The 26,117-nt window shown below is 66.3% G+C and carries 24 protein-coding genes and 2 pseudogenes; 15 read left to right on the forward strand and 11 right to left on the reverse strand.

The window, feature by feature from the left end:
• Window positions 1–295, forward strand: a 295-nt coding sequence (locus KNW02_RS01430; protein ID WP_216031480.1) for an integrase core domain-containing protein, incomplete at its 5' end; no start/stop codon positions are given.
• A 42-nt stretch (window positions 296–337) separates the two neighbouring features.
• Here the strand turns inward: KNW02_RS01430 and KNW02_RS01435 are convergent.
• The 3 genes and pseudogenes from KNW02_RS01435 to KNW02_RS01445 all read right to left on the reverse strand — a co-directional run.
• Window positions 338–775, reverse strand: a pseudogene (locus tag KNW02_RS01435) (CaiB/BaiF CoA transferase family protein); the annotation flags it as partial.
• A 14-nt stretch (window positions 776–789) separates the two neighbouring features.
• The gene (locus KNW02_RS01440; RefSeq protein WP_216031481.1) at window positions 790–1,128 is read right to left on the reverse strand and encodes a cupin domain-containing protein; all 339 of its coding nucleotides are present in this window, start codon (window positions 1,126–1,128) and stop codon (window positions 790–792) included.
• 149 nt (window positions 1,129–1,277) lie between these two features.
• A complete protein-coding gene (locus KNW02_RS01445) occupies window positions 1,278–1,889 on the reverse strand; it encodes a cysteine hydrolase family protein (protein ID WP_216031482.1) in 612 nt (203 codons plus the stop codon).
• A gap of 125 nt (window positions 1,890–2,014) precedes the next feature.
• Between KNW02_RS01445 and KNW02_RS01450 the strand changes: the two genes are divergently transcribed.
• The 8 genes from KNW02_RS01450 to KNW02_RS01485 all read left to right on the forward strand — a co-directional run bounded on the left by KNW02_RS01450 (window position 2,015) and on the right by KNW02_RS01485 (window position 10,906).
• Window positions 2,015–2,971 carry a GlxA family transcriptional regulator gene (locus KNW02_RS01450; RefSeq protein ID WP_216031483.1) on the forward strand — a complete coding sequence of 319 codons (957 nt, stop codon included), beginning with the start codon at window positions 2,015–2,017 and terminating at the stop codon, window positions 2,969–2,971.
• A 187-nt stretch (window positions 2,972–3,158) separates the two neighbouring features.
• A complete protein-coding gene (locus tag KNW02_RS01455) occupies window positions 3,159–4,904 on the forward strand; it encodes a sigma-54-dependent Fis family transcriptional regulator (protein WP_216031484.1) in 1,746 nt (581 codons plus the stop codon).
• A gap of 164 nt (window positions 4,905–5,068) precedes the next feature.
• Complete coding sequence (locus KNW02_RS01460; RefSeq protein ID WP_216031485.1) at window positions 5,069–6,868, forward strand: NAD(P)/FAD-dependent oxidoreductase; 1,800 nt, start codon at window positions 5,069–5,071, stop codon at window positions 6,866–6,868.
• Between the two features lie 65 nt (window positions 6,869–6,933).
• Entirely contained in the window at window positions 6,934–7,989 is a 1,056-nt protein-coding gene (locus tag KNW02_RS01465) for a 2,3-butanediol dehydrogenase (protein WP_216031486.1), read from the forward strand.
• A gap of 162 nt (window positions 7,990–8,151) precedes the next feature.
• Window positions 8,152–9,237: an NAD-dependent epimerase/dehydratase family protein gene (locus tag KNW02_RS01470; RefSeq protein ID WP_216031487.1), complete on the forward strand. Its 1,086-nt coding sequence runs from the start codon at window positions 8,152–8,154 to the stop codon at window positions 9,235–9,237.
• A gap of 277 nt (window positions 9,238–9,514) precedes the next feature.
• A complete protein-coding gene (locus KNW02_RS01475; RefSeq protein ID WP_216031488.1) occupies window positions 9,515–9,880 on the forward strand; it encodes a hypothetical protein in 366 nt (121 codons plus the stop codon).
• Window positions 9,877–10,506, forward strand: a complete 630-nt coding sequence (locus KNW02_RS01480) for an RNA polymerase sigma factor (protein WP_252733344.1) — start codon at window positions 9,877–9,879, stop codon at window positions 10,504–10,506. The genes KNW02_RS01475 and KNW02_RS01480 overlap by 4 nt, the downstream gene beginning before the upstream one ends.
• Window positions 10,507–10,585: 79 nt before the next feature.
• Entirely contained in the window at window positions 10,586–10,906 is a 321-nt protein-coding gene (locus tag KNW02_RS01485) for a hypothetical protein (RefSeq protein ID WP_216031489.1), read from the forward strand.
• Between the two features lie 69 nt (window positions 10,907–10,975).
• Here the strand turns inward: KNW02_RS01485 and KNW02_RS01490 are convergent.
• Window positions 10,976–11,505, reverse strand: a pseudogene (locus KNW02_RS01490) (transposase).
• 295 nt (window positions 11,506–11,800) lie between these two features.
• On the opposite strand from KNW02_RS01490, the gene KNW02_RS01495 reads away from it, so the two are divergent.
• The 6 genes from KNW02_RS01495 to KNW02_RS01520 all read left to right on the forward strand — a co-directional run bounded on the left by KNW02_RS01495 (window position 11,801) and on the right by KNW02_RS01520 (window position 19,045).
• On the forward strand, window positions 11,801–12,316 hold the full coding sequence (locus KNW02_RS01495; RefSeq protein ID WP_216031490.1) for a HutD/Ves family protein: 516 nt from the start codon (window positions 11,801–11,803) through the stop codon (window positions 12,314–12,316).
• A 104-nt stretch (window positions 12,317–12,420) separates the two neighbouring features.
• Window positions 12,421–14,004, forward strand: coding sequence for a BCCT family transporter (locus KNW02_RS01500; RefSeq protein ID WP_216031491.1), 1,584 nt, complete (start codon window positions 12,421–12,423; stop codon window positions 14,002–14,004).
• A gap of 16 nt (window positions 14,005–14,020) precedes the next feature.
• Complete coding sequence (locus KNW02_RS01505; RefSeq protein WP_252733345.1) at window positions 14,021–15,532, forward strand: HAL/PAL/TAL family ammonia-lyase; 1,512 nt, start codon at window positions 14,021–14,023, stop codon at window positions 15,530–15,532.
• Window positions 15,533–15,915: 383 nt separating this feature from the next.
• A complete protein-coding gene (locus tag KNW02_RS01510; RefSeq protein ID WP_216031493.1) occupies window positions 15,916–17,202 on the forward strand; it encodes a CAP domain-containing protein in 1,287 nt (428 codons plus the stop codon).
• A gap of 183 nt (window positions 17,203–17,385) precedes the next feature.
• Window positions 17,386–18,426, forward strand: coding sequence for a glycosyltransferase family 4 protein (locus tag KNW02_RS01515; RefSeq protein WP_216031494.1), 1,041 nt, complete (start codon window positions 17,386–17,388; stop codon window positions 18,424–18,426).
• A 1-nt stretch (window position 18,427) separates the two neighbouring features.
• Window positions 18,428–19,045 (forward strand): glycosyltransferase family 29 protein, encoded by a 618-nt coding sequence (locus tag KNW02_RS01520; RefSeq protein ID WP_216031495.1) that lies wholly within the window; start codon window positions 18,428–18,430, stop codon window positions 19,043–19,045.
• Window positions 19,046–19,095: 50 nt separating this feature from the next.
• Here KNW02_RS01520 and KNW02_RS01525 read toward each other — a convergent pair whose 3' ends face one another.
• The 7 genes from KNW02_RS01525 to argS form a co-directional block, all read right to left on the reverse strand.
• On the reverse strand, window positions 19,096–20,202 hold the full coding sequence (locus tag KNW02_RS01525) for a THUMP domain-containing class I SAM-dependent RNA methyltransferase (protein WP_216031496.1): 1,107 nt from the start codon (window positions 20,200–20,202) through the stop codon (window positions 19,096–19,098).
• Between the two features lie 38 nt (window positions 20,203–20,240).
• Window positions 20,241–20,435 carry a hypothetical protein gene (locus KNW02_RS01530; RefSeq protein WP_216031497.1) on the reverse strand — a complete coding sequence of 65 codons (195 nt, stop codon included), beginning with the start codon at window positions 20,433–20,435 and terminating at the stop codon, window positions 20,241–20,243.
• A 9-nt stretch (window positions 20,436–20,444) separates the two neighbouring features.
• Window positions 20,445–21,140, reverse strand: coding sequence for an SMC-Scp complex subunit ScpB (gene scpB / locus KNW02_RS01535; RefSeq protein ID WP_431356727.1), 696 nt, complete (start codon window positions 21,138–21,140; stop codon window positions 20,445–20,447).
• A gap of 1 nt (window position 21,141) precedes the next feature.
• Window positions 21,142–21,954 carry a segregation and condensation protein A gene (locus KNW02_RS01540; protein WP_216031706.1) on the reverse strand — a complete coding sequence of 271 codons (813 nt, stop codon included), beginning with the start codon at window positions 21,952–21,954 and terminating at the stop codon, window positions 21,142–21,144.
• A 178-nt stretch (window positions 21,955–22,132) separates the two neighbouring features.
• Window positions 22,133–23,125 carry a beta-N-acetylhexosaminidase gene (gene nagZ / locus KNW02_RS01545; RefSeq protein WP_216031498.1) on the reverse strand — a complete coding sequence of 331 codons (993 nt, stop codon included), beginning with the start codon at window positions 23,123–23,125 and terminating at the stop codon, window positions 22,133–22,135.
• On the reverse strand, window positions 23,125–24,273 hold the full coding sequence (locus KNW02_RS01550) for an SPOR domain-containing protein (protein WP_216031499.1): 1,149 nt from the start codon (window positions 24,271–24,273) through the stop codon (window positions 23,125–23,127). Before KNW02_RS01550 ends, nagZ begins: the two co-directional genes overlap by 1 nt.
• A 72-nt stretch (window positions 24,274–24,345) precedes the next feature.
• On the reverse strand, window positions 24,346–26,088 hold the full coding sequence (gene argS / locus KNW02_RS01555; RefSeq protein ID WP_216031500.1) for an arginine--tRNA ligase: 1,743 nt from the start codon (window positions 26,086–26,088) through the stop codon (window positions 24,346–24,348).
• Window positions 26,089–26,117: the final 29 nt, after the last annotated feature.

A 26,117-nucleotide genomic window follows, 5' to 3' on the forward strand; every position in this document is an offset into this window, starting at 1 on the left:
TCTGTCGATCCGATACACGGAACGGCTGGCCGAGGCAGGCATCGACACCTCGGTGGGCAGCGTTGGAGATTCCTATGACAATGCCCTGGCCGAAAGCATCATCGGTCTCTTCAAGGCCGAGGTCATCAAGTTCCTTGGCCCCTGGAAATCCGTCGGTCAGGTCGAATGGGAAACCCTGAAATGGGTCGACTGGTACAACAACACCCGCCTGCACAGCGCCATCGGATACGTCACACCACAAGAAGCAGAGGAGGCCTTCTACGAAACCTTGAATGCTGCCGAAAAAGCAGCCTAATCATTGAAACAGAAACTCTCCGGTAAACCCGGGGCGGTTCACCTGGATGATCTGATCATAGGCCGGACGCTCGCGCCACGGTCCCTGCTGGCCGAAGCCCGAGATGGCGCAATAGATCAGCCGCGGATTGACCGCCTTCAGCATCTCGTAGCCGACACCGAGCCGGTCCATGACGCCGGGCCGGAAATTCTCGACCAGAACGTCGGCGGTCCCAACAAGGCGCTTCAGCAGCGCCTTGCCCTCGTCATGCTTCAGGTTGATCGTGATGGATTTCTTGCCGGCATTCTGCGCGAGAAAGGAGACCCCCATACCGCGCTTGTTCAGATCGGCATCGGCGCCAAGGTTGCGTGCCAGGTCGCCCTTGCCGACGGACTCGACCTTGATGACCTCAGCGCCCAGATGCACCAGCTGGTGGCAACAGAACGGCCCGGCCAGCACATTGGTCAGATCGAGAACGCGGATGCCTTCGAGCGGCTTCATGTTCTGGCTGGTCATCAGACGATTCCCCGCAGCGGGATGACACCGAACAGGATGGCGCCGAAGAGCATCGCGAAGACCAAGCCAATGACCCAGAAAATCGAGGCGCGCTGATTGTCGCCGTATTCGACGCCAACAAGGTTCACCAGCAGATGGGTCGAGACGACCAGCGGGCTGCTGTCGATCACGGCATAGAACGTGCCCTGCATCACCACGGTCGGGATCGCCTGGCTGTGGTAGTGGAACGGGTTGTCGGCACCGGCGGGAAACAGCACGAAGGCTTCGTAGGGGCCTTTTCCGGCCAGATCGCCGCGCAGGTTGGCGTATTTCACGCCGCCGGCATTCGGCAGCTCCATCCAGTTCAGCTCGCGGGTCGGGGCTGAAACGATCCCGCCGGTCGCGGCGGTCTGGGCGGCGGCATCGACGGAGGTCAGCGCCAGGACGGCCAGCTATGCAAGATGGGTCACCGTGAACATCTCCTTGGCTTCCGGAGGGAAAGACGAACTCAGCCCTTCGCCAGCGCCAGCACCGCGTTGGTATCGAGGATGTCGGCGAAGGTGTCCGCCAGCGTCACCAGCGACGACTTGTGCAGGTCCGCATGGGGAACAGTCTTGCCGTCGGGGCCGGTGATGTCGCGGGTGGCGCAGGCATCGGCGGCGACGATGACGTCGTAGCCGAGCGGAACCGCATCGCGGGCGGCGCCGGCCACACAGGCATGGGTCATCAGGCCGGTGACGATCAGGGTCCTGATGCCGGCGGCCTTGAGCTGTGCGTCGATATCGGTGGTCGGGAACACGCTGACCGAGGACTTGCGCACCGTCTTGTGATGCGGCGCGGGCGTGATGTCCGGATGAAAATCGACCGTCTTGCCATCCTCGGCGAAGATCGGCGCTCCCGAGGGCGTGACATGCTGGATGTGGTAGACCGGCATGCCGAGCGCATCTGCCCGGTCGATCAGGCGCCTGGCATTGGCCAGGGCGCTGGCGCCATCCGGCACCGGCATGCGGCCTTCGAAATATTCCTTCTGGAAGTCGATCACCAGAACGGCGGTCGTCGCCGGATTGACGCTCTCCGGCGCATTGGCGCCGACCATGCTCCGGATGGTGGGATGAGTCACGGCGTGTCTCCTTTCGCTGTGTGTCGTGGAGTTGAATCTGGCGAATTTTTCCGTTCATGAAAGTGGCCTGATGGACAAGTTATGATAGGATTGGGCCAAATTCATCGGATCGGATCAGCCGCGCCATGCACACCATCGCCGTGATCGCCTATGAGGGCGTCATCCCGTTCCACCTGTCAGTGCCCTGCATCGTGTTCGGCGATGCTCTGCTCAGGCTTGGCGCGCCGCGTTACGAGGTGCTGGTCTGCGGCGAGACCGCCGGGCTGACACCGACCATTTCCGGCTTCCAGATCGAGGTGCCGCATGATTTCTCGGTTCTGGAGCGGGCCGATACCGTCATCATGCCGGCCTGGCGCGACACCGAGGACCCTCCTTCCGAGGCCCTGCTCGACGCGCTGCGCGGCGCCCATGCCCGCGGTGCCCGGCTGGTCGGCCTCTGCCTCGGCACTTTCGTGCTGGCCCGGGCCGGATTGCTCGACGGCCGCACCGCCTCGACCCACTGGGCCTGGGCCGACGAGTTCGAACGCTGCTATCCCAGCGTGGTGCTCGACCGCAACGCGCTCTATATCGACGAGGGCGATATCATGACCTCGGCGGGCACCGCGGCCACGATCGACTGCTGCCTGCATCTGGTGCGCAGCGACCACGGCGCCGAGATTGCCAACAACATCGCCCGGCGGCTGGTGATGGCGCCGCACCGCCATGGCGGGCAGGCGCAATATATCGAGATGCCTCTGCCCGATTCCGGCACCCGGGATCAGCTTTCCGCCACACTGGACTGGGCCATCGCCCATCTCAACGAGCCGCTGGGTCTGGAGGCGCTGGCTGGCCATGCCTGCATGAGCCGGCGCAGCTTTACCCGCCACTTCCGGAAGAAGACCGGAACCACCGTGACCCGATGGCTGCTGAATCACCGTCTCGCGGCAGCTCGGCGCCTGCTCGAAACCGGAGAATGCTCCATCGAGCATGTCGCCGAGATGGCCGGATTCGGCTCGGCAGTATCGCTGCGGCAGCATTTCGCGCGGGCGTTCTCGATCTCCCCGGCCAGCTATCGCAGGCAGTTCCGCGACAGCGCCGCGTGATCCGCCATGACACCCGCCAAGGCCAGGACAGGCGGGGCAGGGCGCCAAAACCATAGGTGTGCGTTCAGGCTCGAAGCAGGGCGAAGGCAACCACCCCTGTGTCGTGTAGTGTGGTGTGAGCCTTGCGTTGAAAACACGCGGGACAGAGCAGGTTCTGTGCAATACTCCCGAGATTAAGGGGGAGTAGATGCGCAACCAAGAACATGTCGCCGAGATCGAGCGCGTCATGCGCGGCCAGGCAACGGGTCGTGATGGCGTGGTGCTGGACAGCTGGCGGCGCTGCGTCGAGACCTATAAGCTGGACCCCGCGCGCCCCTCACCGGCTCATATCGTCACCGAGGCCGAGCTGCGCAGCCACCGCGAACAGTCCGAGCGGCTGATCGCCATTGCGCGGTCGGGGCTGGAGGCGCTTTTCCGGCAGGTGTCCGGGCAAAGCTATGTGCTGCTGATGGCCGATGCGCAGGGGGTTACGGTGGATTCCCTTGGCAAGCCGCAGGATCAGGAGGCGCTGCGCGAGGCGGGTCTGTATCTGGGCTCGGACTGGTCCGAACATCGCGCCGGAACCTGTGCCGTCGGGTCCTGTCTGGTGACGGGCGAGGCGGTGACGATTCACCAGACCGACCATTTCGATCTGCATCACACGCCCCTGTCCTGCACGGCCGCGCCAATCTTTGACATTTCGGGCAAGCTGTCCGCGGTGCTGGACCTGTCGCTTCTGCGCTCGCCGCAAGCCAAGGCCAGCCAGAATCTGGCGATGAATCTCGTATGCGCTGCGGCCCGGCGGGCCGAGATGGCCAATCTGATGGCGATGACCCGGCGCGAATGGGTCTTGCGGCTGTCGGCCAGCCCGGAATTCCTTGAGGTCGATCCCGAGGCGGCGATCGCACTGGATGGCTCGGGCCGCATTATCGGGCTGACCCATGCCGCGCAGCAGGTATTGGGGGGCGCCGATGGCGATCTGATGGGCCAGCGGCTGGACCGGCTGATGGAGATCGGCATCGACGACCTGCCTGAACTGATGCGCGGCCGCCCGACCGAGGAGCGGGTGATCCGGCTTCGTGACGGGCGGGCGCTGTTCGGCCATGCCATTGCCCCGCAGGTGCCTCGGGTGGCGCGCAGCGCCGGGGCGGTGCTGCCGGGCGGGCTGTCCAGCCTTGCGGGCCCCGATCCTGCCATGCAGCATGTGCTTTCGCGCGCCGCCAAGCTGGCGCGGACGCAGATCCCGCTGCTGCTGGCGGGCGAGACCGGAACCGGCAAGCAGCGGCTGGCCCGTGCGATTCACATGTGCGATCCGCAGCCCCGGCCCTTTGTCGCGCTGGATTGCGCCGGAGCCGACCCGGCCGCGATCGACGCGTTGCGCCCGCAGGCCGAGGTGCAGGGGACATTGTTTCTTCAGGGTGCCGACGATCTGTCGCCGGCGGGTCAGGCTGCGGTCCTGCGGCTGCTGGGCGACGCCAAGCTGCGGGTAATCGCCTCGGCGCGCGAGGATCTGGCGGCGATGACCCGGCAGGGCGCGTTCCGGGGCGACCTGTTCTTTCGCATTGCCGGGGTGGCGCTGCATTTGCCGCCCTTGCGGTTGCGGCAGGATTTCGACTGGCTGCTGGAGCGGCTGCTGCGGTCGCGCAACCCCGACGGGCTGCGCCTGACCCCCGCCGCGCGCGCCGAGCTGCAATCGCGTGTCTGGCCGGGCAATCTGCGCGAACTGGCCAGCGCGCTTGAGGTCGCCGTCAGCCTGTCCGAGGGCGGCACGATCGACATTGGCGACCTGCCCGATCCGGTGCTGGCGCAGCCTGCGGCCGAGACGGCCGGAAGCCTCGAATCGGTGCTCGATGCCTGCGGCTGGAACATGGCGCAGGTAGCGCGGCGGCTGGGGGTGAACCGCTCGACCATCATGCGCCGGGTCAAGCGCGCGGGCCTCGCGCCGCCGCAATAGGCTGGCGCGGCGTTGCGGGCGTGTTGCGCGGCGTTGCATCTGCAACCGCGGGGCAGGAAAACCCGGGCCTGCATGTGGCCCGCACCTGAAAATCCTGTCCCGGACGGGAGCCGCCCCTCATCCTGATCAGCGGAGGAGATCCGCATTTTCAGGAGGAGGATAACATGCTTGATTCCACTTTGACCGATCAGGTGCAGGCCGTTCTGGACGATTTCGGCGCCGCGCTTGAGGCCGGGGATATCGCCCGCGCCACGCAGATGTTCGTCAGCGATTGCTATTGGCGCGATCTGGTCGCCTTTACCTGGAACCTGCGCACGATGGAGGGGCGGGACCAGGTGGCGGACATGCTGACAAACCAGCTGGCCTCCGCCCGGCCCGGCAAATGGGCGCTTGAGCCAAACGAGATCCCTGCCCAGGACGGCGGCGTCATCACCGCCTGGATCTGCTTTGAAACCGCTGCGGGACGGGGCCGGGGCATGATCCGGTTGCGCGATGGCAAAATCTGGACGCTGCTGACCGCGCTTCAGGAACTCAAGGGGCACGAGGAATCCAAGGGCTTCGCTCGACCACTGGGCGCCAAGCATGGCGCCGGCAAGAACCGCCTCAGCTGGCAGGAAGAGCGCGACAGGGAAGCCGCCGAACTGGGCTATGACCGCCAGCCCTATACGCTGATCATCGGCGGGGGGCAGGGCGGTATCGCCCTTGGCGCGCGGTTGCGTCAGTTGGGCGTGCCCACGATCATCATCGACAAGCACGAACGCCCCGGCGACCAGTGGCGCAAGCGCTACAAGTCGCTGTGTCTGCATGACCCGGTCTGGTACGACCATCTGCCCTATATCAAGTTCCCCGACAATTGGCCGGTCTTCGCGCCCAAGGACAAGATCGGCGACTGGCTGGAAATGTATACCAAGGTCATGGAGCTGAACTACTGGACGAAAAGCGAATGCAGATCGGCCAGCTATGACGAGCAGGCGCAGGAATGGCGCGTCGTCATCGACCGCGACGGCGAACAGGTCACCATCCGGCCGAAGCAGCTGGTGCTGGCTACCGGCATGTCGGGCAAGCCGCGCGTCCCGACCTTCCCTGGCGCCGACAGCTTCGCGGGCGAGCAGCATCATTCCTCGCAGCATCCCGGCCCGGATGCCTATGCCGGCAAGAAGGTGGTCATCATCGGCGCCAATAACTCGGCCCATGACATCGCCGCCGCCCTGTGGGAACACGAGGCCGAGGTGACCATGATCCAGCGCTCGAGCACGCATATCGTGCGGTCGGATTCGCTGATGGAGATCGGGCTGGGCGCGCTGTATTCCGAACAGGCGGTGCAGAACGGCATGACCACCGAAAAGGCCGATCTGGTCTTTGCCTCGCTGCCCTACAAGATCATGCATCAATGGCAGATCCCGCTTTACGAGCAGATGAAGGAACGCGACAGGGATTTCTATGCCGGGCTGGAAAAGGCCGGGTTCAAGCTGGACTGGGGCGATGACGGCTCGGGCCTGTTCATGAAATACCTGCGCCGCGGCTCGGGCTATTACATCGACGTGGGCGCCAGTCAGCTGATCATCGACCGCGAGGTCAAGGTGGCGCAGGGCCAGATCGAGAAGATCGTCCCCGAGGGCGTGGAACTGAACACGGGCGAGGTGCTGCCGGCCGACCTGATCGTCTATGCCACCGGTTACGGCTCGATGAACGGCTGGGCAGCCGACCTGATGGGCCAGGAGGTCGCCGACCGCGTCGGCAAGGTCTGGGGGCTTGGCTCCGAGACCAACAAGGACCCCGGCCCGTGGGAGGGCGAGCAGCGCAACATGTGGAAGCCCACCCAGCAGGAGGCGCTGTGGTTCCATGGCGGCAACCTGCACCAGTCGCGGCATTACTCGCTGTATCTGGCGCTGCAGCTTAAGGCCCGGATGGAGGGAATCGAGACCCCTGTCTACAAGCTGCAGGAAGTCCATCACCTGTCCTGACCATGATTTTGCGCCCGGGGCCATGGTCCCGGGCATCACCATATTTTCAATCAAGGAGAATCGTCATGAAAGTCGCACGCTGGCACGCCGCAAGGGATATCCGCGTGGAAGAGGTCGATGAGCCCAGCCCCGGTCCGGGGCAGGTCAAGATCAAGGTCGCCTGGACCGGGATCTGTGGCAGCGACCTGCATGAATATCTGGCCGGGCCGATCTTTATCCCGGTGGACCAGTCCCATCCGCTGAGCCAGGGCAAGGCACCGATTACGATGGGTCATGAATTTTGCGGCACCGTCACCGAACTGGGCGAGGGCGTCGACGGGCTGGCGGTGGGCGACCGCGTCGCGATCGAGCCGATCTTCGCCTGCGGCGATTGCGCGGCCTGCCGGGATGGCAAGTATAACCTGTGCGAGAATCTGGGTTTCGTTGGCCTTTCTGGCGGGTATGGCGGTTTCGCCGCCCATTCGGTCGTGCCCGCGCGGATGGTCCACAAGATGCCCGACGGGCTGTCGATGGAGCAGGGCGCGCTGGTCGAGCCGGCGGCGGTCGCGCTGCATGCGGTGCGGTTGAGCCAGATCAAGGCGGGCGACAAGGCGGCGGTCTTTGGCGCCGGTCCCATCGGGCTGCTGGTCGTCGAGGCCCTGCGCGTCGCGGGCGCCTCGGAAATCCATGTCGTCGAGCCATCCGATATCCGCCGTGCCCGCGCGCTGGAACTGGGCGCGACCAGCGCCATCGACCCGCGTGACAGCGACGCGGTCGCGGTGATCCGCGCCGCCACCGGCACCGGCGTCCACGTGGCCTTCGAGGTGACCGGCGTGCCGGCCGTTCTGCCCCAATGCGTCGACGCCACCACGCATGAGGGGCAGGTGCTGATCGTCTCGATCTGGGAGGGCGAGGCCGCGATCCAGCCCAATTACCTGGTTCTGAAAGAGCGGCAGTTGAAAGGCACCATCGCCTATCGCAACATCTATCCCGCCGTGATGGCGCTGATGGAGCAGGGCTATTTCAGCGCCGAGCGGCTGGTCACAAAACGGATCGGGCTGGATGATATCGTGGCGGAGGGTTTCGAGGCGCTGGTGGCCGAGAAGTCGCAGGTCAAGATTCTGGTGGAGGCCCCTGAGTGATGGATTGCGGCTTCTGGTGGTACACCGGAAGCAAGCAGCGAGAGGGAGTAGCCGGAGACGGGGAAGCATGCCGAAACGAAATCATGCCGGCGCGGGGCACCGGGCCGGCGCTTCCTCGATTTCCGTGCTGCTGAATTCGCGAGGGCCGAGGAACCTGCGCAAATGAAAGGTCGGGTCTGGATACTCGGCGGAACCGGTCAGGTGGGAGCACATGTCGCTCGCCTGCTGGAGGCCGATGGCGCCGGAATCGTTACGGTGTCGCGGCGTGGCAGTGCCGGGTATGAGCACGTGGCAGCGGATCTGTCGGCGCAAGACACGCATCTTCCGTTTGAAGCCGGGGATCGGGTGATCAACCTGACCGAGGCCACCGGCGCTGCAATCATGCGATCCGCGATTCGCCTGGGCGCGGTGCTCATCGAGACCTCCGCCACGCCGGAATATATGCTGTCGTTTCGCGATCTGGCGCGCCGTGAGGGCGGCCCGGGAATGCTGCTCGATTGTGTCGGCGTCGCACCGGGGCTGACGAACCTGATGGCACATGAACTGCGGCGCCTGCATCCCGACCTGCGGCGGCTTCATATCGGTGCCGAACTTGGCCTTGGCGCGCATGCCGGGCCGGCGGCAATGCGCTGGTTCTATGAAAGCCTCGGCACACGCCTTTCGGTGCGCAGGGACGGGCGCATGACCGAAATCGCGACCGGGCGGCTTGTGCGCCGGTTTCCCTTTGCCGATGGCAAGCCGGATCGCATCGCGCTGAACTTTCCGTTTGTCGAACAACGGATCCTGGCCGAAGAATTCGGGCCGTCGGTCGAGACGGTGCAGGTGTTTCTCGGCATCTCGCCGCCCTGGGTCACGCATCTCTTGCGCTGCGCCTTGCGCCTTGGCTTCGGCGGGCTTGGCGCGCGATTTGCCCGACCGCTGGCGCGCGCCACCCTTGCCGGCCCGACGCTGGGCGAGGCGACGACCCGGATCGTGGTCTGCGGCAGCGACAGCCGGGGACACAGGATCGTCCCCCTCCGGTTGGAAACGGGCGAGCCGAGCATCGCAACCGCAGCGGTCATTGCCGCCGCGGCGGGCCGGGCCCGTCCATCGCCCGGCCGGTCGATTTCCAGCATCGCGGATTGTCTGACCCTGGACGATGCGGTGCGGGCGATCCGCAACCTGCTTCCCGAGACAAGGCTCACCAGCGCGGACCGGGAGGCGGTGACGACCGCGGGCGGTGCCTGCGACCGTTCGGGAAGCACGTAGATGACTTTCAATGGCCGACCCTTCTGACGTCGGCGCTGTTACGGGTGCTGGTCTGGATGTGTGTTCGGCGCGCGCGGTTCGGCAACGATTGGGACCGTGACGCCGAAGCGACGCCTGCGTTCATACCCCGCTTTTCCAACCGCGCCGGAGCATCCGGAGGCAATGACTTTTCCGGCTGATCGCATGATCATTCCCCGCCGCTCATCGGAGAAACCGACCACCGATGGCTGTTTCCGGACCGGACTCGAGACATGAAGGGCGGAAGGCGGGAAGCGCCATGCTGGCGGCTATCGCCCTTGGCATGGCGGCGGCGAATTCTCCCTTGGTGGATACCTACAGGCTGATTCACCACTTCCCATTGCGGCTCACCTATGTGATCTACCTGTTCCTGATCATCGCGCCGCCGGCGATCTTGACCTACCATCACATGCGCTTGTTCGCCCTGACCATTGTGGCCGTGGTCGTTGTCGACATCCTGTTCCTGCGCTACGCTTACATCTCGTTCTTCTGTCTCTTGGCCGGGCTCGGCACCTTGCACCTGATATATATATCATTGTGCGTAACAAATGCGCGCGCGAATGTCCGGTCCTGTTCGCATGAGCCCCGGATGACGGACGCCCGCGCAAGGAAGGAACGGCGATGACAGGCATGGCAAAGGACGGCAACCCGGATGGCGCCCCGCTGGAGCGGACGCTGCGGATCGGCCGCGGTGCGTTTCTGGGCTTCCTGATGAAACGGCTTGGCAACCGGGCGGATGCCGAGGACGTGCTGCAGGACTTCTGCATCCGGGTTCTGGCCCGCAAGGACCAGCTGCGCGATGCCGAGCGGATGGACGCCTGGCTTTATGCGGTGTTGCGCTCGGCGCTCAACGATCATTATCGCAAGGCGGGCCGGTCGCGGCGCCTGAACGATGCGGTCGCGCTCGAGATGCAATCCGCCGAACTTGCCGAGGAACCGGTCGAGGGCAGGGTGGTGATCTGCCACTGCGTCAAGGGGCTGGTGGGAGGGTTGCGACCGGCGGATGCGGATCTGATCCGTAGCATCGACATCGACGAGGATGATCGCGCGACGGTGGCGGCCGATCTGGGCGTGAAGCCGGGTGCCCTGAATGTCCGGCTGCACCGCGCCCGCACGGCCCTGAGCGAGGCGCTGCTGGCGCATTGCGGGCCGTGCTGCCGCCACGGCTTTGACGATTGCTCCTGCCCGCCCGCGGGATGCGAGCATCCGGTGGACGAGACGGATTGCGCGGACGAACTCTCCGCCGGCTGACGCTGGCCATGTAACCAATCCGTGTGACTGGCGTCCTCTTGCAGACGGGCGATCGCGCCCGCGCGAGAGGGGGCTTTTCATGACACGTTCGCGGCCGATGCGACCGGCCACCACCGTTCCCGCGACCGATTCAATACCCGAGATCGAGGACCTGCTCATGGGCGTCTATTGCGCCTGTGAGGAGGATCTGCGGGTTCATGTCGCCTCGCTGGCCTGCCAACTGTTCCGCCGCGTCGATATCGGGGGCGAAGATCTGGCCGCGGTGGCGCGGTCCCTCGATCTGGAAACCGGGGACGCCGAGGCGATCCTTGCCATCGTCCGCCGCGACTTGGCGAACGCCATCGTTGGCCGCCTCTCTACGGTTGCCGACCCATCAAAAAGGCGTCGGAAGCGGCACTGACACCCTTGGGGCATGCGCAGCGCTGTACCGTAGCCTTGTTGCGCAAAGAGCGTGCAGCCCGGACCTCCCCTATCCCAGACGGAATTTTCCCACGGGCTCTGTGTCAGGGATGCCAAGCACGGTGTAGCCGTTCAGCACGGCGGCGCGGACCTGGAGTTCTGCGACCTGGCGATCGAAGTCGCGTGCCATGAGGCTCTGCCCCAGCAGCTTCACGCAGTGCATCTTCGTTTCAGTGCGACTTCGGCGGTGATAGGGAATGGTCACCGCCAAGGACTTCTGTCGTCTGCTCAGCGTGCTGAAGTCCGGCACCGACCAGTCGAGGCCGACCAGGCCTAACAGGCGCTCGACGAACCCGCCTCGCCATGGTCACTCGTCAATGGCGCAACAATGACGACCATGCCGGACAGCACCTTCATCGAGAGCCAGGTCTGGATGGCGGCATCGCTATGCTGCGGCTGCCTGCCTCGCTTGCCGGTCGGTGCCGACATCCACGCCATGTCCGGATCGAACCAGATCGTCAGTGAGCCACGCTGCTTCAGCGCTTCGTTGCAGGTCGGCCAGTTCTTGGCCTTGCAGCCCGGCGGGATGGGTCTGCACATGATGACCAGCTACCACGCTGGACGCACATGATGAATCCTCCACGGCATTTCCGCAACAAAGCCGTCGGGGAGCGGTTACACGATCAACGCCGTATGGTTGCGCAAAATAACTATAGACATAGAACTAAAATACGTTTAGACATATTTTGGGGCTTGGGAGGGTCGCTGCTGTGCTCGGCAAGGGTGTCAAATCGCTTGAGGACTTGTCCGGTGGCCTTCGGCTGCGTGCAAACGCAGGTTCTGGGGCTGTTGTCCGATTTGACATGAATCTGGTCCGTAGGGGCACGGCCACGCCATGCCGTGGAAGAATGGCGGTGGCACCACTCATGAGATTGCGACGTTTCCTCCGGGTGCCGGGATGGAGGATTTCGATTTCCGTGTCAGCCTGGCAGAGGTCGCCGCCGGCGGCCCTTTCTCGCGCTTCGAGGGTGTTGATCGGACGCAGTGCCTCATGCAGGGCGCCGGCATGATGCTGACGCTGCACGGACAAGGCCATGCGCTGGATGCAGCCCATCCCATGATCCGCTTTCCGGGCGAGGCGGAGGTCACGGCGCGACTGACCACCGGCCCGATCCCTGATTCGAACATCATGACCCGTCGTGCCCGGCTGCACCACCGGGTCGTGACGCTGGAGGTCGCCGGCAGGCCTCGTCCGGCTTTGCCCGCGACATGGGCTGTCATCTGCCGGCAAGGAAGAATTTCCGTTTCCGGGCAGGTTCTCGGCCCGAAGGACTGCATGTTTCCGGGCAGTGATGAAGCACAGATCGACGGTGAGGGGGCCGTCCTTATCGCTCAGTGCGAATCGGTGTGAGGAAGCTCGGGAACATCTTTCAGGATCACCGCACGGCAAACGGGAAATACATCGGTTACACATTCCAGAGGGAGGGAAAGTTGGATACCACAAAGCACACACGCATGAACGCGCCGGTTTTTATCCCGGCATTCGCCATCATCCTGATTGCTGTCGCAGTCGGACTGCTGAACAATGAGATGCTGGTCCGCGTGGCCAAGGCCATCTTCTATTTTTCGCTTTCCGATTTCGGCTGGCTGTATCAGCTTCTGGCCTTCGCCGCGCTGGCGATCACGGCCTTCATCTTCTTCTCGAAGGCTGGCAAGATCCGCCTTGGCGGGGAGGACGCGAAACCTGCCTTCTCGCTGCCTTCGACCTTCGCAATGGCGCTGACAGGCGGCATTGCCACCGGTGTCGTGACCTATTCGGTCAATGAGCCGATCATCTATCTTGGCAATGTCTATGGCGAGATCGCCAACCAGTCCTTCCAGCCCGGCAGCGCCGAGGCCGCGATCTTCGCGCTGGCCCGCAGCTTTCATAACTGGAGCTTCATTCCCTACGCCATGTATTCGGTCGTGGGTCTGATGATCGCCTATATGCACTATAACCGCAAACAGCAGTTCTCGATCGCCTCGACCCTGGTGCCGTTGTTCGGCGAACGGGCGATGCAGCCATCAGTCCGTGCCGTCATCAACGTGATCTCGGTGCTGGCGATCGCGCTCGGGCTGGCTTCGTCGCTGGGCGCGGGCCTGGCACTGATCAGTTCCGGGATGGAGGCGCAATACGGTGTCCAGTCCAACCCGACGACGTGGCTGATCCTGACCGTCGTGATCGCAGCAGTGTTCATCTCGTCGGCACTGTCGGGTCTGCGCCGGGGCATCCAGTTCCTGTCCGCGATCAACGCCTACGTCTTTTACGGCCTCGTGGTCGTGCTACTGCTGATCGGGCCGGTCAACTATGTCCTCAGCCTCTCGACCACCTCCTTCGGCTATTGGCTGAACAATTTCTTCACCTGGTCCTTCGATACCAAGGAGCATGGTGGCGAGGCGCTGGTGACCTGGTGGACGATGTATGACTGGTCGATCTGGATCGCCTATGCGCCGCTGATGGGCCTGTTCCTCGCCCGTATCTCCTACGGCCGGACGCTGCGCGAGTTTTTGATCATCAACTGGATCCTGCCCTCGGCCTTCGGGATGGTCTGGTTCGCCATCTGGGGCGGATCCGCAATCAAGTGGCAGCTTGACGGCACCCTCGATCTGGTCGCCATCATCACCGAGAATGGCGCCGTGGCCGGGCTCTGGGGCTTCCTGCAGAACCTGCCTCTGGCGGCGCTTTTCGTGCCATTGATCATCTTTACCCTGATCATTTCCTTCGCCACGGCAGCCGACTCGATGAGTTCCACCATCGCCTCGATCTGCACCCGCGATATCACTGCCGACGAGGAGGCGCCGAAAAGCCAGAAGCTGATCTGGGGCCTGTCGATCAGCGCCATCGCCTATGTCATGGTCGCCTTCGGCGGCGGCGCGCAGGGCGTGGACGGGATCAAGTTCCTGGCAGCGGCCGGCGGCTTCACCGTACTGTTCCTGTTCATCCTGATCGTCGCTTCGGCCACGCGTGAATTCGCCCTCGGGCGGGGCCGGCCTTTGAATGCGGACGAGGTCAGCCCCGCGTCCATTCAGGACACAGCGCTGATTGTCGCTCATGACTGACCGGGCGCATCAGATCATGTCAGGTGATGGTCCCATCGCCTGGCAAGACATCGTGAAGGTCGCCCGTCACGGCGCCGATCTCCAACTGACCGAGGTTGCCTGGGCGCGCATTCGCCGCGCCCGTCGGGCGGTGCTGGAGATCGCGGATTCCGGCCGGCCCAGCTATGGCATCAACACCGGCCTGGGGGCACTGTGCGATATCGTGCTGGATCGCGACGAATTGCACCGGCTGTCGCGCCATACATTGCGCAGCCATGCCTGTGGCGTAGGTGAGGATCTGCGCGCCGAACAGGTCCGCGCCATCATCGCGGCGGCGGTGATCAACTACAGCCACGGCCATTCCGGCATCGACGAAAGCATTGTCTCGGGGCTTTTGGCGCTGCTGGAGCATGACATTCTGCCCAATGTGCCGGCCGGCGGCTCGGTCGGCTATCTGACCCATATGGCGCATATCGGCCTGGCCCTGATCGGCGAGGGCGAGGTCGATATGAAGTGCCAGCGGATGCCGGCGCGGCAGGCGCTGGCATCCGTCGGATTGCAGCCGGTCACGCTGGGGCCGAAGGACGGGCTTTCGCTGGTCAACGGCACACCGGCGATGACCGGGCTGGCCTGCCTCGCGCTGGCGGACGCCGAGCGGGTGGCGGGCTGGGCCGATGTCACCGCAGCACTGAGTTTCGAGGCTCTGGGCGGCCAGATCGACGCCTTCGATCCGGTCGTCATCAGCCTGAAGAAACATCCCGGCATGCAGGAAAGCGCTGGGCGGCTTCGTTCCCTGCTGGCTGGCAGCCAGCAGATCGCCGGCAGCAGGGGACGCCGGCTTCAGGACGCGCTGAGCCTGCGCTCGATCCCGCATGTCCATGGTGCCTGCCGCGATCAGTTGGCCCATGCCGCGCGGCAAATCGAGGCCGAACTGAACTCGGCCACCGACAATCCGCTGGTGGTCGAGATGGGCGGCCGTTTCCGCGTGATGTCCCAGTCCAACTGCCACGGGGAATCGGTGGCGATGGCCTGCGACCTGTTATGCATCGCAGCGGCCGAACTCGGCAGCATCTCGGAGCGTCGAAGCTTTCGCCTTGTAACGCCTCAGACCAGTGAATTGCCGGCCTTCCTGACGGGCGATGGCGGCGTGAAATCCGGCATGATGATCGCCCAGTACACCGCCGCCTCGCTGGTCGCCGACAACAGGCGCCTGGCCGTGCCGGCGGTGACCGACAATTTCATGACCTCGGGCCTGCAGGAGGACCATGTCAGCCTGGGCGAAAGTGCCGCCCTGAAGCTGGATCAGGCATTGCGGAATACCCTGCAGGTGCTGGCGATCGAATATCTCGTCGCCGCGCAGGCGCTGGAATTTGTTGACGCCAGACCGCTCGGCCGGGGCACGGCCCGGGCTGTCGCTCTGCTGCGAGAGCAGGTCGCCGCGTATGAAGAAGACCATCCGCTGTTTCTGGATTTCAGGGCGGCAGCGGCCATGATGCGTGATAGCGATGCCAAGGTGTTCTGGGATGAGGAGGTGTCTGCATTTAGCTGATCACGGCCATCTCAGGTTGACGGCGTGAAGTTCCCCGCAGGAGGTCGCCGATGCCGTTTTTGGGACGACCGCCATATGATCCCGCCCCTTCGCTGACCGGAGCCAGCCTCGCCCGGCCCGGTTAAGGCGCCGTTAAGGCGCCGGGCGTTGTCGGTGTACGCGCGGTGCCCGCCCGGTGCGCGCCCCGTGCCTGCCCGGTGCCGCCGATTCCGGGCCCCGGTCTCGGCCGGAATCCGCCCCGCCCCGCCGGCCTGCGGCGGCCCGCCGACGGCGCCGGGCCTGCTGGGCAGGGACCTGCCCAGATCGGCCGCTCTCGCAAAAAAGGGCTGGATGCGCGGGCAGGCTCTGCTAGCCCTGTCCTCCTGTCACAGAGGGAGACCGGGATGGTCACGGCGACTGCGGATGAACGCTATTTCCTGAGCCTAATCAACCAGTCACGGGCTGGCAGCGGGCTGTCCGCGCTGCAGCTCGAGACGCATCTCAACGGCTCGGCCGATCAGCATACCGGCTGGATGCTGTCGACCGGGCGCTTCTCGCATGAGGGCGGCGGGGGCAGCAGCCCGACCGCGCGGATGCGCGCCGCCGGCCTCGATCTGTCGGGCAGCTGGAGCACGGGCGAGAACATCGCCTATGTCAGCCTCGACAACGATGGCACCATCCGCGACGAAATCCAGCAACTCCACACCAACCTGATGAACAGCCCCTCACATCGCGCGAACCTGCTGTCCTCGTCTTTCGAGCTTGTCGGGATCGGGCTGAAGGTCGGCTGGCTCACGGTTGATGGCCGCAGCTACAAGGTCTTGATGGCGACCCAGAATTTCGCGGTGACCCAGGGCGACTATCAGCTGGACACCGCGCCTGGTACGGTCCCGCCGAGGGCCAGTCTGCCGAATCTGGCGGTTGCCGATCCGGTCTATGCGGACTGGGTCAGGTTCTTCGACGGTGAACTTGTCCGCGCCGACGGCAGGGGCGGCCCCTTGTCCGGCACCGCCCGCGGGGACGATCTGCGCGGGGCCGCCGGGGCGGATGTCGTGGTGGCCGGCGGCGGGCATGACTGGGCGCTTGGTGGTGCCGGCAACGACAGGCTGCACGGCGGCATGGGCAGTGATTTCCTGCTGGGGCAGGACGGGGCGGACCTGATCCGCGGCAATCAGGGCTTCGACCGGATTTCGGGCGGCAACGGCGCCGACCGGCTGTTCGGTGACCTCGGCAACGACGTGCTGCGGGGCAATCTGGACCGCGACCAGTTGGAAGGCGGCGACGGTCACGACCGACTGTCGGGCGGTTACGGCGACGACCTTCTGCGCGGCGGCACCGGCTCGGACCTGCTCCGCGGCGATGCCGGGCGGGATGTGCTGAACGGTCAGGCCGGGAATGACCTCATCGTCGGCGGCACCGGAAACGATGTCCTGCGCGGCGGGGCCGGCGCCGACAGATTCGTCTTCGGCGGCCAGACCGGGGTGGATCGTATCCATGACTACAACCCGGCCGAGGATCGGATTCTGGTCGCCGAAGCGTTCCTGGGTGGTCCGGTCGCGACCTGGCTTGAGGATCATGTGAAAAAGACCCCCGACGGGGTTGTCATCGAGCTTGCCGGCACGAACCGGGTGCATGTGCTGGGCGCCGACCTCACGGTGGCGGCGGTGACGGACGACATCTTCATCGTCTGATGCCTCGCCGCAGGACCGTCATGCCGGTCGCCCGTGCCGGCTCATGGCCGCGACGACTGCGGTAACTGGACCGGAAGCCGCAAACGCCATACCCTCCGGCGCGGGCCTTCGCTATGCTGTCCCCGTTCTTCCTGATGCCGCTGGCGGTCGGGTTCACGCAGGTTCTGACGCCGGAGGCCAGAGATGCCCGACACACCGCTGGTCATCGCCCCCAATCTCAAGCGCCGCCTGTCCGGGGTGACCGCGACCGTCGTCCGGCTGATCCCGGTGCAGGCGCGGATGATCGCGATCCGCGCCACCGGCCCCGGCCTGCCGCCCGGGGTGCCGCATATCCCGCTTTTGCGCGTGGCCAGCCTGCCACGCGACCGCTGGCGGGTCTGGCACGCCCGCCGCAATACCGAAATGGCGCTTGGCCTGATCCTGCGCCACATCCTGCGCCGCCGGTTCCGGCTGATGTTCACCTCGGCCGCACAGCGCCACCATACCGGCTTCACCAGATGGCTGATCCGCCGTCAGGAGGCGCTGGTCGCCACCACGCCGCAGGCCGCCGGCTATCTGGAACGGCCGGCGCAGGTCGTCATGCATGGGGTGGACACCGAAATATTCCAGCCGCCGGCCGACCGTGCCGCCCTGCGTGCCGAGCTGGGTCTTGACCCCGATGCGGTGCTGGTCGGCTGTTTTGGCCGCATCCGCGAGCAGAAGGGCGTCGATCTGTTGACCCGGGCCGGGCTGCGCCTGCTGCCCGACCGGCCGCGTGTGCAGATCATCTTCACCGGCCGCATCACGCCCGACAACCGCGCCTTCGCCGACGGGCTTCTGTCCGAGATCCGCGATGCCGGGCTTCAGGACCGGATCCGCTTTCTGGGCGAACTGCCATGGGACCTGCTGGTGAAACACTATCAGGCACTGGACCTGTTCGTCGCGCCGGCCCGCTGGGAGGGGTTCGGCCTGACCCCGCTTGAGGCGATGGCCTGCGGCGTCCCCGCCATCGGCAGCCGCGTCGGCGCCTATGAGGCGCTGATCCGCGACGGCGAGACCGGCAACCTGGTCGAGACCGGTGATCTTGACTCGCTCGCCCAGGCGCTGGCCCGCTGGCTGGACGACGATGCCGCCCGCGCCGCCGCGGGCCTCGCGGCGCGCGCGCATGTCGAGGCTCGCCACAGCATCGAGGCCGAGGCAAGCGCGCTGGTCGCGATCTATCGCGATCTGCTGGCCCGGCCATGACATGACCCGGCTCGGCTTTCATATCGCACGGCTGATGCGCGACGAGGCGGGCCTTGCGCGCCTTTCGGTGCCGCAGGGACAGTTGCTGGACGCGCTCGAAGGAAAATCCGTTGCCCTGATCGGCAATGCCCGGGCGCTGGCTGAAACCGGGCATGGCAAGGCCATCGATGCGGCCGATCTGGTCATCCGCATCAACCGCGCGCCCATGCCCTCGCCCGACAGCCACGGAACCCGGACCGACTGGCTGGCCCTTGCGGTGCGGCTGGCCGAGGCCGACCGCAGCCGGCTTGGATCGCCGCGCCTGTTGTGGATGTCGCCCAAGCGCAAGCGGCTGGACTGGTTCAGCGCCACCAGCCCGGGCTTCTATCTGCATCCGCTGGGCGATTACTGCGCATTGCGCGAAAGCCTTGCGGCACCGCCCACCACCGGCGCGATGATGATCGACCTGCTGCTGCGGTCGCGGCTGTCCAGCCTGACCCTCTATGGTTTCGACTTCTTTGCCAGCCTCAGCCTCTCGGGGCGGCGCACGGCCCAGCAGGTGCCGCATGATTTCGGCTCCGAGGCGGAGTGGGTGGCAGGCTGTGCCCGCGCGGATGACCGGCTGTCACTTGCCCCGTGATCGTCCGGCCAGCGTCCGGCCCGGGTGATCGGCAGGCCGGCCTGTGGCCGTCACAGCGGCCCGGTCTGCCATAGCCTGACCTTCAGCCCGCCATGCGCAACGATGGGGCCGGGTGCCTGAAAGGGCAGCCCCGTCGCCCGGGCCAGCCCCGCCTCGCTGGTCACGATGCCGACGCGCCAGCCGGACAGGCGGTCGCGGAACACCTCGCCCATCACCGTATGCAACCCGAAGAGCGGCCCCTTGTTGCCGACCCGCGCGCCATAGGGCGGGTTGACGATGACCATGCCGGCGGGGCCGTCGGGGCGCGGCAGATCGGCCAGCGGGTGGCACGCGAACCGGGTCCAGTCGGCCACCCCGGCGCGTTCGGCATTGGCCGCGCTCATCCGCACCGCGCCGGCATCGCGGTCGCTGCCGAAGAACTGTACCGGCGGGGTCCGTACCGCCCCCATGTCGCGCATGTTCCGCCAATCGGCGGCATCGAAATTTGACAGGCTTTCAAAGGCAAAGCCGCGTGATCGCCCCGGCGCCAGACCGGCCGCGATCTCGGCTGCCTCGATCACGAAAGTGCCCGAGCCGCACATCGGGTCCAAGACCGGCTGGCTGCCGTCAAAGCCCATCTCGCGCAGGAACATCGCCGCCATGGTCTCGCGCATGGGTGCCTTGGCGACCGCCTGCTTGTGTCCGCGCTTGTGCAGCGATTCGCCGGTGGTATCGAGGCTGATCGTCACCAGATCGTCCTCGATCCGCACCTTGATGACGATGCCCGCATCCGCCGCGATGGGCGCGCCAAGCTCTTCGGTGATGGCGCGTTCGATCCGCTGGGCGGCGGCGCCGGCATGATAGATGCGGCTGGCCCGGCAGGTGGCCTCGACCTTCACCGGCAGGTCGGGGCGCAACAGATCGCCCCAGGGAAACCTGCGTGCCCGCTTGTCCAGCTGCGCCAGATGCAGCGCCCGGAACTGCCCGATCCGGGCCAGCACCCGCGTCGCCCCGCGCAGCATCAGGTTCGCCCGCCGGACATCGGCCCAGCCGCCCCGGATCGTCACCCCGCCCGGGCCGATCTCGGGCGCCCAGCCCAGATCACGCGCCTCGGCGGCGAGGGGCGCCTCCAACCCCGGCGTCGCCACCAGAAAAATCTCGAAAGGATCGTCGGTCATGGCGCAGCCCTATCGCGCCCGCGCGGGATTGGCGAGGCTCAACGGCCAAAGCGGCGGGTGATGCGCAGCGCCTGGCGCGCACGTTTCGCGGCCTTGCGCGCGGCGCGGGCCTGTTCGGGCGACAGCGCCGCAGGACCGTCGCCCTTCGGCTTCGACAGGTGATCGATGCCCTTGCCCACACCCCAGTTCGTCAGGCGCCGAAGAAGCATGTTCAGAAGTCTGTTCGCGTTCATCCGGCCCTCCTATTCATCCTCGAAGAGATCGTCGGCCGGGCCGTCGACCGCATCGTCCCCGTCGTCATCCTCGGGCAGGACCGGCAGCGCCATCCCCTCGGTCGGCGGGCGCGATTCCAGCAGGCCGGCCGCCCGCAATTCCGTCAGCCCCGGCAGGTCGCGCGCCGATTCGAGGCCGAAATGATCGAGGAACGTCTCGGTCACCACGAAGGTCGCCGGGCGGCCCGGCGTCATCCGGCGGCGGCCCATGCGGACCCATTCCATCTCGATCAGCTGGTCCAGCGTGCCGCGGCTGACGGCGACGCCTCTGATCTCCTCGATCTCGGCGCGGGTGACGGGCTGGTGATAGGCGATGATCGCCAGCGTCTCGACGGCGGCGCGCGACAGGCGGCGCTGCTCGATCGTCTCGGACTGCATCAGGAAGCTGAGATCGGGGGCGGTGCGGAAGGCATAGCCGTCGCCGATCCGTTCGATCGTCACCCCGCGCCCGTCATAGCGGCGGCGCAGCGCGGCCAGCGCCTCGGCGGGATCGCAGCCGGCGGGCAGGCGCGCGGCCAGATCGCGCGTGCTGAGGGGGGCGGCGGCGGCGAACAGGATCGCCTCGACCATCCGTTCCTGCTGGGCGATCGGCGGGGGCGGGAAATCCGGCGCGGGCGCGGCGTATTCGTCGCTGTCGGGACTGTCGTTCTGGGTCAGGTCGGTCACGTCAATGGTCGGTTGTGGGGCGGCGTCTGAAACTGATGGGCGCGAAGCTGTCGGACTGACGTATCTCCAACCGGCCCTGGCGCGCAAGTTCCAGCGAGGCGGCAAAGGTCGCGGCGGTGGCCGAGCGGCGGCGCTTGCCATCGCTTTCCCAGCCATCGGGCAGAAAGTCGGACAGGTCGGTCCAGTCGCCGGCAAAGCCGATGATCCTGCGCATCCGGTCCAGCGCCTGTTCCATCGAATAGATGTTCCGCCGCTCGAAGGCATAGGGGCGGAACTCGTCCTTGGTCTTCAGCCGGGCATAGGCGCGCATCAGGTCGATCAGCCCGGCCTGCCATTCGGTGCGCCGCTTGCGGGCCACGGTTTCGGGTGCGCCGCGCTGGAAGCGGCTGATCCCCAGCCGGTCGCGGCCCATCAGCTGCGCCGCCGCCTGCCGCATCGCCTGCAGGCGTTCGAGCTGGAAGGCCAGATGCGCTGCCATGTCCTCGGCCGAGGGACCCTCGGCCTCGGGGTCGGGCGGCAGCAGCAGCCGCGATTTCAGGAAGGCCAGCCAGGCGGCCATGACCAGATAATCGGCGGCCAGTTCGATCCTGAGCTTGCGGGCCTGCTCGACGAAGGTCAGGTACTGTTCGGCCAGCCGCAGGACCGAGATCGTCATCAGGTCGACCTTCTGGGTCCGCGCCAGCGTCAGCAGCAGGTCGAGCGGGCCTTCATAGCCATCGACATCGACGATCAGCGATTCCTCGGCCCGGCGCTGTGCCACCGCGCCGGCATCGAAAGGATCGGCCGTCGCCCCGTCATCGGGGACGGGCTTCAGATAGGGCACGTCGGGTGTGGGATGCGCCACTTGGCCTCCGCTGGATGCTGGCGGACAGGGTCTGCGCAACTGCCGCGCAAGTCAAGCTGCCGGGGCGAGCGGGGGGCCTGCGTCCCGCGACCGCCGGGGGCTTCGCGCCCCCGGACCCCCGCGGGATATTTTCGTGAAGAAGAAAGGGTCAGGCGGTTGCCGACGCGGTGAGGCGGCGCCATTCGGCCAGGAGGGCGCTGCGGTCGTGATCCTGCGGCGGATGGCGCAACTGCTGCGCGGCCGCGGCGCGGCGCAGTGCCGCAGCGGTCATCGGGCCGGCCGCGGCGACCACAGGTTCCATGCTGGCGATGCTGCCATTGCAATGCAGGACCAGGTCGCAGCCGGCCTTGAGCGCTGTGGCGGCGCGGTCGGCCTCGGAGCCCGAAAGCGCCCTCATGGTGATGTCGTCGGTCATCAGGAGGCCGTCGAAGCCGATCCGGTCGCGGATCAGGGCGATCATGCGGGGCGAGGCGGTGGCGGGTGCATCGTCCAGCGCGGTGAAGCGGATATGGGCGGTCATGCCCATCGGCAGGTCGTTCAGCGCCCGGAAGGGGGCGAAATCCAGCGCCTCGAGATCGGCCAGGGTGGCGGTCACCACGGGCAGGTCGTGATGGCTGTCGGCGATGGCGCGGCCATGGCCGGGCAGGTGTTTCATCACCGGCAGCACGCCCGCGGCCAGCAGGCCGTCGGCGGCGGCGCGGCCGAGTTCGGCCACGCGCGCGGGATCGCTGCCAAGGCAGCGGTTCCGCAGGAAGGGATGGGTGTCGGATCGGGCGATATCCAGCGTCGGCGCGCAATCGGAATCGATGCCCGCGTCGCGTAACTCCTGCCCGATCAGATGGTAGCGCAGCCACATCGCCCGCGCCCCGGCCGTCGCCTGATCCAGCGGTGCGGGCCATTCCGCCCAATGCGGGGCGCGCAGGCGCTGGACCCGACCGCCCTCCTGATCGACGGTGATGACGGCGTCACGGCCCACCGCCGCGCGCAGGTCGCCGGTCAGGCGGCGCAGCTGGTCGGGGTTGTCGATATTGCGGGCGAAGAGGATGAAGCCCCAAGGGTCGGCCGCGCGGAAGAAATCCCGCTCGGCCCCGGTCAGTGCGGTCCCGGCGATGCCGCCGAGGATCGTGGCATTGGGCGCCATTATTGCGACAGGGCGAGGCAGTCCGTGCCGCCCGATTTCAGCGCCGCGCAGAACTGGCGCGCTTCGCCGATCGAGTCGAAACCGGCGACGCGCAGGCGCCAGAAGGTGCGGCTGTTGGCCTGATGCTGCTGGATCACCTGCCCCTTGCCCGAGAAGAGCGCGCCGAATTTTCCCGACAGGCGGTTCCATTCGCCGGCGGCGAGGGCGTTGCTGTCGAAGGCGCCGATCTGGACCAGCGGGCCGCTGGCGCTGGAGGCTGCGACGGGTGCGGCTGCCGGGCGTCCGGCCGGGGCGGCGGCGGCGGGGCGGGCGTCGCCTGCCTGCTGGGTCACGGCCGCGGCGATGCGCAGGCTGCGCGGCCGGGGCGCCGGGCGCGAGGAGGTGCTGATGATGCCCGGATTGGCCGCCGCCTGCGCCTCGATCAGCGCGGCGGTGATGGCGTCGGTCTGGGCCGGTTCGCCGAACTCGTCGGTCACCACCGCGTTGACCGGCCCCTCGGATGCGGGGGCGTCGATGATCGAGGCCTGGGCCACGTCGCTGGCAGCCATCGCCAGCCGCTCGGCCTCGGCCGAGGCAGCGGCCTGGGCTTCGGCCAGCGCGCGGGCCTCGCTGTCGGACATGGGCATGATCGGCTCGCCATCGAAGCTGAGCGGCACCTCGGAAGGGTTGGCCGGTTCATGCGCGACCGCGCCCAGCCGCCCCATCGCCACATCCTCTTCGGTCAGATCGGTCGCCATGGGCGCGATCGCGACCTGCGCGGCGGGTTCCGGTTCGACCCCCTCGGCCACGTCATTGACCGCATAGCCGGTATAGCTGGTCAGCTCGCCACCCGGATCCTCGGGGGCCGAGCGGGCCTCGCCCTCGATCGCCTTGATGACCGGCACGCCCGAGACATCGCGCGACACCAGTTGCCAGCCCCAGGCCAGCAGCCCGACCATCAGCGCGACCGAAGCCAGGGCGCCAAGGTAATGGGTCAGCCGTGCGATCCGGGCCGAAAAGCTGTCGGCGCCGTCAGGATCCGCCGCGAATCGGCTTTGGTCCTGGTCGGGCCGGTCATCCTCCCAGCCGCCCTGATCGTAAGAGAATTCGCGCCGCACCTTGTGACGCGAGAATACATAACCGCCTTCGCGGAAATCCATCACTGCCATTGCCTGCCTGCCTGCCGGTTGACCCGGTTTACCGTTGACTGCTCGTTACGTCCGGCGGGGCACTTGTTTGGATCAGCGCATTTCCTCGGCCGGAGTGACGCCAAGGATAGCGAGACCGGATGAAATGACAACGCCAACCGCCCGGGCCAGCGCGATTTTTGCTTGCGTCGTTGCCGAATCGCCATCCTGGACAAAGCGCAGCGTGGCGTCGTCATTGCCCCGGTTCCACAGCGAATGCAGCTCGGATGCGATTTCGTAAAGGAAAAATGCGACCCGGTGCGGCTCATGCGCGCGGGCGGCATGCTCGACGAGGCGTGGCCATTCGGCAACTTTCCGGGCCAGGTCAAGCTCTGCCGGATGCGAAATTTTTGCCAGATCGGCGGCCAGAAGCGCCTTGTCCGAGACGTCGATGCCGGCCTGGGTCGCCCGGCGCAGCACCGAATGGATGCGCGCGCTGGCATATTGCACATACCAGACCGGGTTGTCCTTGGACTGTTCCAGCACCTTGGCAAAGTCGAAATCCAGCGTCGCATCGTTCTTGCGGGTCAGCATGATGAAGCGGGTCACGTCGGCGCCCGCCTCGTCCACGACATCGCGCAGGGTGACGAAGGTGCCGGCGCGCTTGGACATCTTGAAGGGCTCGCCGTTCTTGAACAGCTTGACCAGCTGGATCAGCTTGATGTCCAGCGGCACGCGCCCGTTCGACAGCGCCTTCACCGCCGCGTTCATGCGCTTGACATAGCCGCCGTGATCGGCGCCGAAAACGTCGATCAGCTGATCGAAGCCGCGATCGATCTTGTCCCAGTGATAGGCGATATCGGGGGCGAAATAGGTCCAGGCCCCGTCGGATTTCTGGATCGGCCGGTCCACGTCGTCGCCGAATTCGGATGAGCGGAACAGAAGCTGCTCGCGCGCCTCCCAATCCTCGGGCAGCTTGCCCTTGGGCGGCTCCAGCACGCCGCGATAGATCAGCCCGGCGCCTTCCAGCTGCGCGATGGCCGCCTCGATGCGGCCGGTGCCGTAAAGCGCCTTCTCGCTGGAATAGAGATCCATGCGAACGCCAAGCGCGGCCAGATCCCGCCGGATCTCGGCCAGCATCGCCTCGGTGGCGAATTCGCGGATCTCGGCCAGCCAGTCTGCTTCCGGGCGGTCCAGAAGGCTGGTGCCGTATTTCGCCTTCAGCGCCTCGCCGACCGGGATCAGATAGTCGCCGGGATAAAGGCCCTCGCGGATCGCAGGCTCCAGCCCGTTGGCCTCGCGATAGCGCTCATACGCGGAACGCGCCAGAACATCGACCTGGGCGCCGCCGTCATTGATATAGTATTCGCGGGTCACGTCATGGCCCGAGAAGGACAGCAGATTGGCCAATGCGTCGCCGAAGACTGCGCCGCGCACGTGACCCACATGCATCGGGCCGGTGGGGTTCGCGCTGACGAATTCGACATTGACCTTCTGGTCCGCGCCGATGGCCGAGCGGCCGAAATCGCTGCCGCCGCGCAGGGCAGCGGCGATGACGCCCCGCCAGACCGAGGGTGACAGGCGCAGGTTCAGGAAGCCCGGACCGGCAACCTCGGCCGCGGCGATGCGGTCGTCGGTCAGACGGGCGGCCAGCCGGTCGGCGATCTCGCGTGGCTTCATCCCCGCAGGCTTGGCCAGCACCATCGCGGCATTGGTGGCCATGTCGCCATGGGCCGGATCGCGCGGTGGCTCGACCGCGACATTGGCGTAGTCGAGACCGGCGGGCAGTTCGCCCGCCTGCGCCATCTGGCCGAGCGCATCGACGACAACCCCGCGAAGATCGGTGAAAAGGTTCATATCTGGCTTCCTGACTGACAAGCTGTGGG

The sequence above is a fragment of the Paracoccus marinaquae genome (genome assembly GCF_018860165.1).
GTDB lineage: Bacteria > Pseudomonadota > Alphaproteobacteria > Rhodobacterales > Rhodobacteraceae > Paracoccus > Paracoccus marinaquae.

Excerpts from the sequence above, each read along its gene's own strand:
- KNW02_RS01440 (WP_216031481.1), bottom strand. The coding sequence starts at position 1,128 with ATGGAGCTGCCGAATGCCGGCGGCGTGAAATACGCCAACCTGCGCGGC.
- KNW02_RS01450 (WP_216031483.1), top strand. The coding sequence starts at position 2,015 with ATGCACACCATCGCCGTGATCGCCTATGAGGGCGTCATCCCGTTCCAC.
- KNW02_RS01455 (WP_216031484.1), top strand. The coding sequence starts at position 3,159 with ATGCGCAACCAAGAACATGTCGCCGAGATCGAGCGCGTCATGCGCGGC.
- KNW02_RS01460 (WP_216031485.1), top strand. The coding sequence starts at position 5,069 with ATGCTTGATTCCACTTTGACCGATCAGGTGCAGGCCGTTCTGGACGAT.
- KNW02_RS01465 (WP_216031486.1), top strand. The coding sequence starts at position 6,934 with ATGAAAGTCGCACGCTGGCACGCCGCAAGGGATATCCGCGTGGAAGAG.
- KNW02_RS01470 (WP_216031487.1), top strand. The coding sequence starts at position 8,152 with ATGAAAGGTCGGGTCTGGATACTCGGCGGAACCGGTCAGGTGGGAGCA.
- KNW02_RS01475 (WP_216031488.1), top strand. The coding sequence starts at position 9,515 with ATGCTGGCGGCTATCGCCCTTGGCATGGCGGCGGCGAATTCTCCCTTG.
- KNW02_RS01480 (WP_252733344.1), top strand. The coding sequence starts at position 9,877 with ATGACAGGCATGGCAAAGGACGGCAACCCGGATGGCGCCCCGCTGGAG.
- KNW02_RS01485 (WP_216031489.1), top strand. The coding sequence starts at position 10,586 with ATGACACGTTCGCGGCCGATGCGACCGGCCACCACCGTTCCCGCGACC.
- KNW02_RS01495 (WP_216031490.1), top strand. The coding sequence starts at position 11,801 with ATGCCGTGGAAGAATGGCGGTGGCACCACTCATGAGATTGCGACGTTT.
- KNW02_RS01500 (WP_216031491.1), top strand. The coding sequence starts at position 12,421 with ATGAACGCGCCGGTTTTTATCCCGGCATTCGCCATCATCCTGATTGCT.
- KNW02_RS01505 (WP_252733345.1), top strand. The coding sequence starts at position 14,021 with ATGTCAGGTGATGGTCCCATCGCCTGGCAAGACATCGTGAAGGTCGCC.
- KNW02_RS01510 (WP_216031493.1), top strand. The coding sequence starts at position 15,916 with ATGGTCACGGCGACTGCGGATGAACGCTATTTCCTGAGCCTAATCAAC.
- KNW02_RS01515 (WP_216031494.1), top strand. The coding sequence starts at position 17,386 with ATGCCCGACACACCGCTGGTCATCGCCCCCAATCTCAAGCGCCGCCTG.
- KNW02_RS01520 (WP_216031495.1), top strand. The coding sequence starts at position 18,428 with ATGACCCGGCTCGGCTTTCATATCGCACGGCTGATGCGCGACGAGGCG.
- KNW02_RS01525 (WP_216031496.1), bottom strand. The coding sequence starts at position 20,202 with ATGACCGACGATCCTTTCGAGATTTTTCTGGTGGCGACGCCGGGGTTG.
- KNW02_RS01530 (WP_216031497.1), bottom strand. The coding sequence starts at position 20,435 with ATGAACGCGAACAGACTTCTGAACATGCTTCTTCGGCGCCTGACGAAC.
- nagZ (WP_216031498.1), bottom strand. The coding sequence starts at position 23,125 with ATGGCGCCCAATGCCACGATCCTCGGCGGCATCGCCGGGACCGCACTG.
- KNW02_RS01550 (WP_216031499.1), bottom strand. The coding sequence starts at position 24,273 with ATGGCAGTGATGGATTTCCGCGAAGGCGGTTATGTATTCTCGCGTCAC.
- argS (WP_216031500.1), bottom strand. The coding sequence starts at position 26,088 with ATGAACCTTTTCACCGATCTTCGCGGGGTTGTCGTCGATGCGCTCGGC.